The 12,500-nt window shown below is 67.9% G+C and carries 12 protein-coding genes; 7 read left to right on the top strand and 5 right to left on the bottom strand.

The genetic code is table 11. From position 1 onward, the window contains the following. Positions 1 to 15: 15 nt before the first annotated feature. On the top strand, positions 16 to 186 hold the full coding sequence (locus G8A07_RS18200) for a hypothetical protein (RefSeq protein WP_195793417.1): 171 nt from the start codon (positions 16 to 18) through the stop codon (positions 184 to 186). A gap of 73 nt (positions 187 to 259) precedes the next feature. Further along, a complete protein-coding gene (locus G8A07_RS18195) occupies positions 260 to 484 on the top strand; it encodes a hypothetical protein (protein WP_195793416.1) in 225 nt (74 codons plus the stop codon). Positions 485 to 2,393: 1,909 nt separating this feature from the next. Here G8A07_RS18195 and G8A07_RS18190 read toward each other — a convergent pair. Continuing rightward, entirely contained in the window at positions 2,394 to 3,305 is a 912-nt protein-coding gene (locus G8A07_RS18190; protein WP_195793415.1) for a YicC/YloC family endoribonuclease, read from the bottom strand. Between the two features lie 38 nt (positions 3,306 to 3,343). Between G8A07_RS18190 and G8A07_RS18185 the strand changes: the two genes are divergently transcribed. The 5 genes from G8A07_RS18185 to hemW all read left to right on the top strand — a co-directional run bounded on the left by G8A07_RS18185 (position 3,344) and on the right by hemW (position 7,876). Next, the gene (locus tag G8A07_RS18185) at positions 3,344 to 4,312 is read left to right on the top strand and encodes a serine/threonine-protein kinase (protein WP_195793414.1); all 969 of its coding nucleotides are present in this window, start codon (positions 3,344 to 3,346) and stop codon (positions 4,310 to 4,312) included. Positions 4,313 to 4,391: 79 nt separating this feature from the next. Then, positions 4,392 to 5,294 carry a PP2C family serine/threonine-protein phosphatase gene (locus tag G8A07_RS18180; protein ID WP_195793413.1) on the top strand — a complete coding sequence of 301 codons (903 nt, stop codon included), beginning with the start codon at positions 4,392 to 4,394 and terminating at the stop codon, positions 5,292 to 5,294. A gap of 21 nt (positions 5,295 to 5,315) precedes the next feature. Beyond that, on the top strand, positions 5,316 to 6,053 hold the full coding sequence (rph, locus tag G8A07_RS18175; RefSeq protein WP_195793412.1) for a ribonuclease PH: 738 nt from the start codon (positions 5,316 to 5,318) through the stop codon (positions 6,051 to 6,053). Further along, a complete protein-coding gene (rdgB, locus tag G8A07_RS18170) occupies positions 6,050 to 6,655 on the top strand; it encodes an RdgB/HAM1 family non-canonical purine NTP pyrophosphatase (protein ID WP_195793411.1) in 606 nt (201 codons plus the stop codon). Before rph ends, rdgB begins: the two co-directional genes overlap by 4 nt. A gap of 18 nt (positions 6,656 to 6,673) precedes the next feature. After that, positions 6,674 to 7,876, top strand: a complete 1,203-nt coding sequence (hemW, locus tag G8A07_RS18165) for a radical SAM family heme chaperone HemW (protein WP_195793410.1) — start codon at positions 6,674 to 6,676, stop codon at positions 7,874 to 7,876. A gap of 4 nt (positions 7,877 to 7,880) precedes the next feature. On the opposite strand, the gene G8A07_RS18160 is transcribed toward hemW, so the two are convergent. From G8A07_RS18160 to G8A07_RS18145, 4 genes are all read right to left on the bottom strand, one after another. After that, positions 7,881 to 9,665 carry a GGDEF domain-containing protein gene (locus G8A07_RS18160; protein WP_195793409.1) on the bottom strand — a complete coding sequence of 595 codons (1,785 nt, stop codon included), beginning with the start codon at positions 9,663 to 9,665 and terminating at the stop codon, positions 7,881 to 7,883. 127 nt (positions 9,666 to 9,792) lie between these two features. Further along, positions 9,793 to 10,884: a chemotaxis response regulator protein-glutamate methylesterase gene (locus G8A07_RS18155; protein ID WP_195793408.1), complete on the bottom strand. Its 1,092-nt coding sequence runs from the start codon at positions 10,882 to 10,884 to the stop codon at positions 9,793 to 9,795. A 30-nt stretch (positions 10,885 to 10,914) separates the two neighbouring features. Further along, positions 10,915 to 11,583: a chemoreceptor glutamine deamidase CheD gene (gene cheD, locus G8A07_RS18150; RefSeq protein WP_195793407.1), complete on the bottom strand. Its 669-nt coding sequence runs from the start codon at positions 11,581 to 11,583 to the stop codon at positions 10,915 to 10,917. A gap of 46 nt (positions 11,584 to 11,629) precedes the next feature. Next, positions 11,630 to 12,463 (bottom strand): CheR family methyltransferase, encoded by an 834-nt coding sequence (locus G8A07_RS18145; protein ID WP_371816380.1) that lies wholly within the window; start codon positions 12,461 to 12,463, stop codon positions 11,630 to 11,632. Positions 12,464 to 12,500 lie beyond the last annotated feature (37 nt).

Below are 12,500 nucleotides of genomic sequence, written 5' to 3'. Positions count from 1 at the left end.
CGAGGAGGCAACGAGGTGCTGATGAAGTACCTTGATTCCAAGGGAAGGTCGTGGAACATCATGGAGGATGATGACGAAACCGTTGCTTGCGCCGTAGGTTTCCTGAAGAGGTCAGGCGTTCAAGTCTTTGATGACTACGCGGCCCTTCTGAAATACGAGCAGGAGGCTGCAGAGCGGTCTGACTGAGGCTAGACGACGTGAAGACCCGTTGAACACGGGCCTTGGATAGCGGCGGTGGGAAGTAGTTGCTACATGGGGCATGCATGCCCAACCCTTCCCCTGCTGGTACCTCTACGCTCTCGATGCCGCTGAGCCCGTCCACCTGCTCACCGACGAGGGCCAGCCCTCGCCGGAGCTGAGCACCGAGCCAGCGCGCTTGGTGGCCGAGCTGGCCGCCGCCATCCACGCCACGGCCTGGCAACTCGGCGAGCCCGAGCTGCGCTGCCTGGAGCAGTGCATCGCGCTTCAGCGGTGGCGGCGCTGAGCGCTGCTCTGGCTGTTCACAGCCGCTGCCAACGGACAGCGGGCAGCACCGACAGGCGTCGGGGCTGACCCGAAGGAGCGCCTGCCCCAGCAGGCCGACGCAGGGCCGGGGGAGCCGGCAGCATCGAGGCGCGGTCCAAGCGCCGGTGCGGCCCCAGCCGCACGATGTTGACGGGACCGCAGCCCATGGCACATGGGCGTGAGGTACGCCGCTGACGAGCGTAAGCGCAGGAAGCCACCCGGCGTGAAGACGAGCGTTCAGCTCGAAGCGAGGACCGGCACGGTGCACGCTGTTCGCCACGCGGGGTGGCTTCCTGCGTGAAGCGCCGACGTTCAGTCGGTGCGTAGGGCAGGCAGCGGCGCTGCATTCGACGGAGGACAAGCTGCGTCCAGCAGCGCGAGTGTGCGTGCGGCCCTAGCCAACGGCAGCGACGAGCGCCGCTATGCCAACGAGTATTACGAGCGCGTGGGCTACCTGCGCGACTTCATCGCCTGGTGCGACGAGCGCTCGGTCACCTTCACAACTTCCTCGCCATGCAGCGCTGGCGGCGCTGAGCCGCTCGGCTGTTCGGAGCCGCTGCCGCAGGACAGCGGTCAGTCCCGGCCGGCGCCGGGGCTGACCCGAAGGAGCGCCTGCCCCAGCAGGCCGACGCAGGGCCCGGGGGAGCCGTCATGCTCGAAGCCCTGGCCAAGGGCTGGTGCGGCCCCAGCCGCACGAGGGTGACGGGACCGCAGCCGCAGGCGTGAGGTCCGCCGCTGACCAAGCGTGAGCGCAGGAAGCCACCCTGGACCGAGACGAGGCGTCCAGCCTCGAAGCGTGGACCGGCACGGTGAACGCTGCTCTTGGTGCGGGGTGGCTTCCTGCGCGGAACAGCGACGACAGGCGGTGTGTAGGGCAGGCAGCGGCGCTGTATTGGACGGAGGACGAGGGGCGTCCAGCCGCGAGAAGATGCGGGCGGCCCTAGCCGCGCAAAGCATCTGGTCAGCCGCCCAGCCGGCAGGTGCTGGCAGCCTCTGCTGCGAGCATCTGCGGGCTGAAGACGCATCGCAAGATGGGTCGTCGCTACACGTTGCATCTCCATGCAAGGTGTACTTGATGCGACTGACTCCCGACTTGCTGGGCGGCCTGCTTCGCCCGCCAGCGCCCAAACCAAAACAGCCCACGGCCCGCGAGCGCGCAGCCGCCAACAGACTGCGTGTGCTCAGGGTTGTGTCCGAACACGGGCACCTCCGATGTGCTGACCTGGCCACCTGTTGGCCTGGCGCGAAATACGGTGAGCCGCCGGTCAGCTGCTCAATGAGGTCCTTGGGGATCAACGGCAACACCGTCATGCCGGCTCCCGCCGGCTTCTTCTTGCTTGGCATAGATGCTCCTGGTCGTCAGGCTATGCCTCGCACACAAAAATCCTGACAGGCTCCCCGATGCGGGTGCTCCGGGTCACCCAGCAAAAAGTCCTGCCGCAGCATGCGTGCACCGCCTTCAACGGTTGCCAGGACTCGACGCCCCAACGCGCAACAACGCCACTCTGCATGCGCATTCAGCCTCAGCGCTGACACGAGTCACCGGCTAGTGGTTTGCAAACCCCCAGGGACTCGTGCGACTCCCAAACGGTAGCTCGTACTCTCGACAGACTAGGCAGGGCGCCCTCCCGGCTCCGCCACCTCCAAGAGCCCCTTGGGGCGCCCATGTATGGGAAATTCGCTCTGCCGGCCTCAGCCACCTCAGGCTTGAGTGGGGCGTTGACTGGCTTCCCACACACCTGCGGTTCGCTGTTCGCATCGGTGACCCACCCTTTTCCGCCAGAAGGGGCGAACGGCTTGTATGTGTTTTAGTCGTGGTCTGCGGGCCGGGCCGCAATTTGCGGCTGACTTGATTGCTCACGACGGGCCGTGTTGACGCTATGTCAGACTTACTCCAGGTTCTGCACCTGCTCGCGCATCTGCTCGATCGCGACCTTCATCTCGACCGAGATGTTGGTCAGCTCCAGCGCGGCAGACTTGGAGCCCAGGGTGTTGGCTTCGCGGTGTAATTCCTGTATCAGGAAGTCCAGGCGCTTGCCGATCTCGCCACCCTTTCTCAGCAGGCGGCTGATCTCCTCCAGATGGGCGCGCAGGCGCGCCAGCTCCTCGGCCACGTCGATGCGGATCGCATAGGCCGCGGCTTCGTTGAGCGCGCGCTCGCGCAGCGCGTCCTCGGAGATGGTCTGGGCGGCGCCGGAGCTGGCCAGCGCCTCCTGCCAGCGTTCCAGGAAGCGCTGCTGCTGGCGCTGCACGACGGCGGGCACCAGCGGCTCGGCCTGGGTGGCGAGCTCGCGCAGGCGCGCGATGCGCTCCAGCAGGATGGCGACCAGCTTGGCGCCCTCGCGCTCGCGCGCCTCGACCAGGCCGGTGATGCAGGCGCGCGCGGCCTCCAGGGTGGCCTCGTCGAGCTTCTCGCTCGCGCCGCCGCTTTTGCACCAGTGCAGGATCTCGTGCACGCTCAGCGCCTGGGCCTTGGGCAGCCAACCCTGCACGGTGGACTCCAGACGTGCCAGGCGGTTCAGCTGCTCGGGCTGGGGCTGGGGCCAGCTCGACTCGCTCTCGCGCTGGGTGTTGATGCGCAGCTCGATCTTGCCGCGCTTGAAGGCGGCGCCGATCAGCTCGCGCAGCGCCGGCTCCAGGCCGCGCAGATCCTCCGGCATGCGGAAGCCGAGGTCGAGGAAACGCCCATTGACCGATCGCAGTTCCACCGTCACGCTGGCACTGGAAACGGAGCTGGTTTCACTGGAGGAAACGGGTTGCGCGCTGGCGCTGGCATAACCCGTCATGCTGTAGACTGGCATTTCTCTCGCAATCGGTATAGCAACAAGACGCGACGATTATGTCAAAGCCGAAACCGGCACCCCTGCCGGCGGGAACGGTGGTGGGGGGCTACCAGATCATCAAGAAACTGGCGGCCGGCGGATTCGGCGTGGTCTACCTCGCCGAGGATCCCGAGCACCACCTCGTCGCCCTCAAGGAATACCTGCCGTCCTCGCTGGCCGAACGCTCACCGGGCGAACTGACGCCGCGCGTCAAGCCCGAGAAGCAGCCGCTGTACCGCCTGGGCCTGCGCAGCTTCTTCGAGGAAGGCCGCTCGCTGGCGCAGATCTCGCATCCGAGCGTGGTTTCGGTCTTGAACTTCCTGCGCGAGAACGAAACCGTCTACATGGTGATGAACTATCTGCAGGGCGACACCCTGCAGGACTTCATCGTCACCGCCCGCGACCTCAAGCGCGACAAGGTGTTCCGCGAATCGACGATCCGCAGCCTGTTCGACGAGATCCTGCGCGGCCTGCGCATCGTGCACCAGCACAAGATGCTGCACTTGGACATCAAGCCGGCCAACATCTTCATCACCAACGACAACAAGGCGGTGCTGCTGGACTTCGGCGCGGCGCGCGAGGTGCTGAGCAAGGAAGGCAACTTCATCCGCCCGATGTACACGCCGGGCTTTGCCGCGCCGGAGATGTACCGTCGCGACGGCTCGCTGGGTCCCTGGACCGACATCTACGCGATCGGCGCCTGCATCTACGCCTGCATGCAGGGCTACCCACCCAACGACGCGCCGCAGCGCCTGGACAAGGACCGGCTGGCGCTTTCGCTGTCGCGACTGCGCAATGTCTACTCGGACAACCTGCTGGAGGTGACCGAGTGGTGCATGTCGCTGGACCCGCTGGCGCGGCCGCAGAGCGTGTTCGCGTTGCAAAAGGAACTCGCGCGTGAAACCGAAAGGCGCTACACGAAGCTGAGCTTCAGCGAGCGCCTGAAGCTGCAGCTGGAGAACCTGAAGACCGGGGCCAAAGCTTGATGGGCCCCCACGCTCACATTCGTTCGCTGCCCCCCGCGGGGGCTCCAGCCTCCCTCGGGGCGGCCCATCGGAGGCTGGCTTGAAGTTCGGCGTCTACCAGGTCAGCCGCCGCGGCGGTCGTGAGAAGAACGAAGACCGCATGGGCTATTGCTACACGCGGGACGCGGGCCTGTTCGCGCTGGCCGACGGCATGGGCGGGCATCCCGAGGGCGAGGTGGCGGCGCAGATCGCGCTGCAGACCCTGGCGGCGATGTTCCAGCGCGATGCGAAGCCGACCCTGGCCGATCCCGCGCGCTTCCTCGCGGACGGCGTGCTGGTCGCGCACCAGACCCTGCTGCAGTACGGCGCCGACCGCGGCCTGTCGGACACGCCGCGCACCACGGTGGTGGTCTGCGTGCTGCAGAACGGCATGGCGCATTGGGCCCATTGCGGCGACTCGCGCCTGTACCTGGTGCGCGCCGGCAATCTGATCGCCCGCACCCGCGACCATTCCTATTCCGAGCTGCAGGAGGCGCTGGGCCGCAGCCAGCCGGGCGCCGAGCGCTTCAACCGCAATGTGCTGTTCACCTGCCTGGGCAGCCCGGGCAAGCCGATGGTCGACGTCAGCGGCCCGCTGGCGCTGACCAGCGGCGACCGGCTGCTGCTGTGCTCCGACGGCCTGTGGGGCACGGTCGGCGAGCCGGACATCATCCGCCACCTGGGCGAGCGGCCGATCACCGACTCGGTGCCGGAGCTGGTCGAGCAGGCGCTGCGCAACGGCGGCCCGCGCTGCGACAATGTCACCGCGCTGGCCGTGGAATGGGAGGGCGAAGACGAGCCCGAGGACGCCATCTCGACCCAGGAGCTGGGCGACGAAGGCTTTGCCTCCACCATCCAGGGTGCCGGCGCCGAGGGCCAGATGGACGAGGACGAGATCGAGCGCTCGGTGCGCGAGATCCGCGAGACCATCATCCAGCGTGCGGCCACGCACAAGAAAATCTGATTCTTTAGGACTGTTGATTCCATGAGCAAGCTCGAGACGGCGCCCCGCGCCGCTGGTCGCGCGGCCGACGCGCTGCGTCCGGTGCGCCTGACGCGTCGCTACACCCGTTATGCCGAGGGTTCGGTGCTGGTCGAGTTCGGCGAGACCAAGGTGCTGTGCACCGCCTCGGTCGAAGAGAAGGTGCCACCGCACAAGCGCGGCTCGGGCGAGGGCTGGGTCACGGCCGAATACGGCATGCTGCCGCGCGCCACCCATACCCGCGGCGACCGCGAGGCCGCGCGCGGCAAGCAGAGCGGCCGCACGCAGGAGATCCAGCGCCTGATCGGTCGCTCGCTGCGCTGCGTGTTCGACCTCAAGGCCCTGGGCGAGCGCACCATCTCGCTGGATTGCGACGTGATCCAGGCCGACGGTGGCACCCGCACCGCGGCGATCACCGGCGCCTTCGTCGCCGCGCATGATGCGGTCAGCTGGCTGCTGGCCGAGGGCAAGATCGCGGCCTCGCCGATCCGTGACGCGGTGGCCGCGATCTCGGTCGGCATCGTCGACGGCGTGCCGCTGCTGGACCTCGAGTACACCGAGGATTCGGCCTGCGACACCGACATGAATGTGGTGATGACCGGCAGCAGCGGCTTCGTCGAGCTGCAGGGCACGGCCGAGGGCGTGGCCTTCACCCGCGCCGAGATGAATGCGCTGCTGGACCTGGCCGAGAAGGGCATCCGCGAGCTGCTGGCGGCCCAGCAGGCGGCGCTGGCGGCATGAAGATTGTTCTCGCGTCCAACAACGCCAAGAAGCTGGTTGAGCTGCAGGCCCTGTTCGCGCCGCTGGGCGTCGAGCTGGTGACCCAGGGCTCGCTGGGCATTCCCGAGGCCGAAGAACCGTTCGACAGCTTCGTCGAGAACGCGCTGACCAAGGCCCGCCATGCCGCGCAGGCCAGCGGCCTGCCGGCCCTGGCCGACGATTCGGGCCTGGCGGTCGAGGCCCTGGAAGGCGCGCCCGGCGTGCTATCGGCTCGCTATGCCACCCTGTTCGGCCGCGCCAAGAGCGACGCCGAGAACAACGCGGTGCTGCTGGAGAAGATGGCCGGCATCGAACAGCGCGGCGCACGCTTCGTCAGCGCGCTGGTCGCGGTGCGCTCGGCCGCGGATCCGGAGCCGCTGATCGCGATGGGCCGCTGGCAGGGCGAGATCCTGCGCGTGCCGCAGGGCGAGGGCGGTTTCGGCTATGACCCGCTGATGTTCATTCCCGCGCTGGGCGCCAGCGTTGCGCAGCTGTCGGCGGCGCAGAAGAATGCGCTGAGCCACCGCGCGCTGGCCTCGGTCGACCTGGTCCGGCAGATGCGCGAGGTCTGGCACCTGGGTTGAACCCCGGAGGCTGAAGTCATGGCCGAGATCATCAAGCTGATGCGCCCCGGGCAGTTGAGCCTGGCCGCGCTGCCGCCGCTGTCGCTGTACGTGCACCTGCCCTGGTGCCTGCGCAAATGCCCCTATTGCGATTTCAACTCGCATGAGTGGCAGGGCGGCAGGGAGTTACCCGCCGACACCGCGCGCGCCTACCTGGCCGCGCTGCGCGCCGACCTGGAGGCGGCGCTGCCGCTGATCTGGGGTCGCAGCGTGGTCAGCATCTTCATCGGCGGTGGCACCCCCAGCCTGTTCGCGCCGGAGCAGATCGGCGAGCTGATCTCGGACCTGCGCGCGCGCCTGCGCCTGGAGGCCGACTGCGAGATCACGCTGGAGGCCAATCCCGGCACCTTCGAGCGCGAGCGCTTCAAGGGCTTTCGCGAGGCGGGCGTGACGCGGCTCTCGGTCGGCGTGCAGAGCTTCGACGATGCGAAGCTGAAGGCCCTGGGCCGCGTGCACAGCAGCGAGCAGGCGAAGGCTGCGCTCACCGAGGCCGCAGCCTGCTTCGACACCTTCAACATCGACCTGATGTATGCGCTGCCCGGCCAGAGCCTGGACGAGCTGGCGCTGGAGCTCGACACCGCGCTGGCCTTCGCGCCGCCGCATCTGTCGGTCTACCACCTGACGATCGAGCCGAACACGATGTTCGCGACCCGGCCGCCCGAGCATCTGCCGGATCCGGACCTGGCCAGCGAGATGCTGGACCTGATCACCGCCAGGACCGGTGTCGCCGGCATGGAGCGCTACGAGGTCTCGGCCTATGCGGGTGCCGGCCACCGCTGCGAGCACAACCTGAACTACTGGCAGTTCGGCGACTACCTCGGCATCGGTGCCGGCGCGCACAGCAAGCTCAGCTTCGCGCACCGCGTGCTGCGCCAGGTGCGCTGGCGCGAGCCGGCCGCCTATATGGCCAAGGCGCTGGAGGGTCAGGCGGTGTCGAACGAGCAGGAGGTGGGCGCCAAGGAGCTGCCCTTCGAGTTCATGCTCAATGCGCTGCGCCTGAAGGAGGGCGTGCCGCTTGCGACCTATCTGGAGCGCACCGGCCTGCCGGCCACCAGCATCCTGAAGGCGGCCGAGCGCGCCCGCGCCAAGGGCCTGCTGCAGTCCGACCCGGCGCGCCTCGCGCCGACGCCGCTGGGCTTTGACTTCCTCAGCGACCTGCAGTCGCTGTTCCTGGCCGAGTAAGGACTCAAGCCGCCATCACGTAGATGCTGAGCTGGCCATGCTTGGCATGGCGCTTGGCGGTGGCGGCGGCGGTGGCCACATCCTCGGAGCGCGCCAGGCTGCCCGGCGCGACGCGCACCGCACCGATCGACAGGGTGGTGCAGGGGTGGAAGCGCCGCTCGCCATGGCGGTCCTCCGCCATGATGCCGCCGGCGGCCAGGGCCTCGGCGTCGAACAGGCCGCGCGCCAGCTCGTTGAAGCGCACCACGATGTCCTCGCAGCGCTGCTCCCAGTCGTCGCTCTGGAACAGCACGACGAAGTCGTCGCCGCCGACATGGCCGACGAAATCGCGCTGGCTGTCGCAATGGCTGCCGATCACTCGCGCCACCAGGCGGATCATCTCGTCGCCGCGCCAGTAGCCGTACTCATCGTTGAAGGGCTTGAAATGGTTCAGGTCGGCATAGGCGGCGACGAAGCTGCGGCCGCTGGCGATCAGGCGGCCGATATGCTGGCTGATCGGGATGTTGCCGGGCAGGAAGGTCAGCGGGTTGGCATGGCGCGCTGCCTCGATGCGCGCCTCGGTGACCGAGCGCACCAGCTGCTCGCCGGTGCCCAGGCCCAGGTAGCGCCCGCCGCGGGTGATGATGAAGCCCTCGCGCAGATAGCGCTGGTCGGCCGAGGTCAGCACCGAGGTCAGGGCCTCGATGCCGGTGTCGGCGTCGACCACCAGCGGCGTGGTGTTGGCGAACAGGGTGCAGGGGCGGCGGCCGTAGAGGTCCATGAAAAAGGGCTTGGCCCAGCGCGCGATGAACTGGCTGCGGTCGATCAGCGCCACCGGGCGCTCCTGCTCGTCCAGCACCGCCATCGCATGCAGGCTCTCATGCTGCTCGAACAGGCGATACAGCTGCTCATGGGTCAGGCTCTCGGCCACCGCCGGCGCGCTCATCATCAGGCGCTCGGCCTTGACCCCGCTGACCGCGGCGCGGCGCAGCTCGGGCAGCACCGCAATGTCGCTGCTGGACAGCACCTCCTGCGCGGCGGCCAGCGGCTCGCGCGCGCCCTCGCGAGCGGGCCGGCCGAGGAACCAGCCCTGGCCGAAGGCCACGCCCAGGTCGCGCAGCACGCGCAGCTCCTCGGCGGTCTCGATGCCCTCGGCCACCAGCTGGGCGCCGAAGGTCTCGGCCAGTTGCAGCAGCGCGCGGAAGGTCTGCAGCTTCTCGGCATGGGCCGGCAGGTCGTGGCTGAAGTACTTGTCGATCTTGACCAGGTCGGGCTGGATCTCGGACCACAGGCGCAGCGAGCTGCGGCCGTCGCCGAAATCGTCCAGCGCAATGCCCACGCCCTGGCGGCGCAGGGCGGTGATCGCGCGGCGCAGCACCTCGATGTCGGCGACCCGCTCATGCTCGGTCAGCTCGATCATCAGGTCCATCGGCTGCACGCCGTACTGATCGCAGATCGCCATGTTGCGCTGCCATTGCTCGTCGGCGCTGGCGCGTGCCAGCGCCGAGGCGCTCATGTTCAGCAGCAGCTTGCCGGGAAGCTTCAGGCTGCTCCAGTCCTTCAGCGCCTGCAGCGCGCAGCGCACCTCCAGCTCCACCGACAGGCCCTCGCGGCGGCCGGCGGCGAACAGCGCGTCGGGGTATTCCAGCGCGCTGCCCAGCGGGCCGCGCACCAGGGCCTCATGGCCGTAGATCAGGCCGCTGTCCAGGCGCACGACGGGCTGGAACAGGGTGGTCAGCAGATCCTCGTTGATCAGGGTCTGCACCCGCAGGGGCAGCGGGCGTTCGGTCCGGGGCAGGGCACTCATCATCGGCGGCTTTGTTGAGGCCGCCAGACTGCCTTACAAATATGACAGGCTCGGGAATCGGGCCCGTGCCCGCGTCCGCAGCCGGCGCCAGCGTGGTGTAGGTCACACGCCGGGCCGCATGGCGCGCGCCTTAGACGCGGTTCAGCGACATGCCGGCGGTGCTGCGCAGGCGCTCGATCAGGCGCGGCGCGATCTGCTGCAGCGGCAGCACCTCGTCGGCCGCACCGGCGGCGATCGCCTCGCGCGGCATGCCGAACACCACGCAGGTGGCCTCGTCCTGCACGAAGTTGTAGGAGCCGGCGTCCTTCATCACCTTCATCGCCTTGGCGCCATCGGCACCCATGCCGGTCAGCATGATGCCCAGCGCGTTGGGGCCGACGACCTTGGCGGCCGAGTGGAACAGCACCTCGACCGAGGGCTTGTGGCGGTTCACCGGGTCGCCGTCCTGCACGCGCGCGATGTAGTTGGCGCCGGAGCGCTCGACGCTCAGATGGAAGCCGCCCGGGGCGATATAGCCATGGCCGGGCAGGATGCGCTCGCCGTCCTGCGCCTCCTTGACGCGGATCTTGCACAGCCCATCCAGCCGCGCCGCATAGCTCTTGGTGAAGCCCGGCGGCATGTGCTGGGTGATCACGACGGCCGGGCAGTCGGCCGGCAGGTTCACCAGCACATCCTTGGTGGCCTCGGTGCCGCCGGTGGAGGCACCGATGAAGATGATCTTCTCGGTCGAGAGCCGGCCGATGCTGGCCATCGTGACCGGCTTGGCCGGCGCGGCGGCACCGCCGGCCGCGGCCGGGGCGGGCGCCGGCGCGCGGCGGATATGGGCCTTGGCGGCGACGCGGATCTTGTCGGTGATGTCCTGGGCCAGCTGGCGGATGCCGTCGGCGACGCCGATCTTGGGCTTGGCGACGAAGTCGATCGCGCCCAGCTCCAGCGCCTTCAGGGTCACCTCGGCGCCGCGCTCGGTCAGGGTCGAGACCATCACGACCGGCATCGGCCGCAGGCGCATCAGGCGCGACAGGAAGTCCAGCCCGTCCATCTTGGGCATCTCGACGTCCAGGGTGATCACGTCGGGGTTGAGGGTGCGGATCATCTCGCGCGCCACCAGCGGGTCGGCGGCAGCGCCGGTGCATTCCATGTCGGGCTGGCGGTTGATGATCTCGGTGAGGATGGAGCGCACCAGCGCCGAATCGTCCACCACCACCACTTTGGTCTTGGCCATGTTTACTACTCCAGGGTGCAGGGGGCCGGGTCAGAACAGATCGATGGAGCCACCGCTGGCGACCACCGGTTGAGCCTTCTGTGCCGCGGCACGGTCCTGCTGTATCAATGCATCGGTATTGGTTGGGGCCAGGCGCTTGACCATGGCCTTGCCGCTATGCGGCAGGAAGCAGACCTTGCGCGGGTAGACATCCATCACGTCCTTGGAGACGACGGGAATGCGCTCGGTCTTCAGATAGTCCAGCACGAAGTTGGTGTTGCGCTCGCCGACATTGATGGTGTTCATGCCGGAGATCACCGCACCGCCGCCGAAGATCTTGGCTTCCATGCGGCTCTTGGCGGCGCCGCGCTTCATCATCTCGTTGATCAGCAACTCCATCGCGAAGCTGCCGTAGCGGCCGGAATCGCCAGCGCCCTCAGGCAGCATGAAATGGTTCATGCCGCCGATCTGGGCATGGCGGTCCCACAGGCAGGCGGCGATGCAGGAGCCGAGGGTGGTCATCACCAGCAGGTCCTCGTTGTCGACGAAGTATTCGCCGGGCAGCACCTTGACGGCGGCGTTCTTGAAATGCGCGTCGTAGAAGAAGAAGGAGGCTTCGCCGGACTTGCGGGACTGGGCCTTCAGCTGCGCGACCCGCGCCGCGCCTGCGCCACTGCTGAAACTCAGGCCGGTGCCGGCCGGGGGCGGGGGCGTGCTCATGGGTAGGTATCGGCCTCGGGTTGCGGTTTCTTGAGCGCGGTGATGGTCAGACCTTCTCGTAGATGGTCTTGCCGCGCAGGCGGAACAGGTCGCGCGACTCGGTGAAGTTCTCCGAGTGGCCGACGAACAGCAGGCCATGGGGCTTCATCACCCGGTGGATGCGCTCCAGCACCTTGCGCTGGGTCGGCGCATCGAAATAGATCATCACGTTGCGGCAGAACACGATCTGGAAGGGCTCGCCCAGCGACCATTGCTGGTCCATCAGGTTCAGGGTGCGGAACTCGATCCAGCGCTGCAGCTCGGGCTTGACGCGGATCTTGCCCTCGTTGGCGCCGGTGCCGCGCATGAAGAAGTTCTTCAGGCGCTGCGGGCTGAGGCCGCGCGCATCGGCGTTGTAGACGCCGCGCCGCGCGGTGTTCAGCACATTGGTGTCGATGTCGCTGGAGACGATCTGCACCGAGGCACTGCTGCCCAGGGCCTCGCTGCAGGTGATCGCGATCGAATAGGGCTCCTCGCCGGTGGAGGCGGCGCAGCACCAGATGCGCACCGGCTTGCCGGCCAGCGGCTTCAGGTCGTCGGCCAGCGCGTGGAAATGGTGCTCCTCGCGGAAGAAGGCGGTCAGGTTGGTGGTCAGGCAATTGACGAATTCCTGCCATTCCTGGTCGGCCTGCGGGCCGGTGGCAGCCTCCAGCCATTGCAGATAGCTGGCGAAGCTGCGGTGCCCGGTATCGCGCAGCCGGCGCGAGAGCCGGCTGTAGACCATGGCGTGCTTGCCGTCGTGCAGGCTGATGCCGGCATGTTTGTAGATCAGCTGGCGCACGCGATCGAAATCGGCGCGGCTGAAACTGAATTCATGGTCGATGGTTTCAGCGGCTGCCATGGAGGGACTCGGTGCTACGGGCATGTGTGGGATTGTT

The organism is Roseateles sp. DAIF2 (genome assembly GCF_015624425.1).
GTDB lineage: Bacteria > Pseudomonadota > Gammaproteobacteria > Burkholderiales > Burkholderiaceae_C > Kinneretia.
This window is presented reverse-complemented; position numbering and strand designations above follow the sequence as displayed.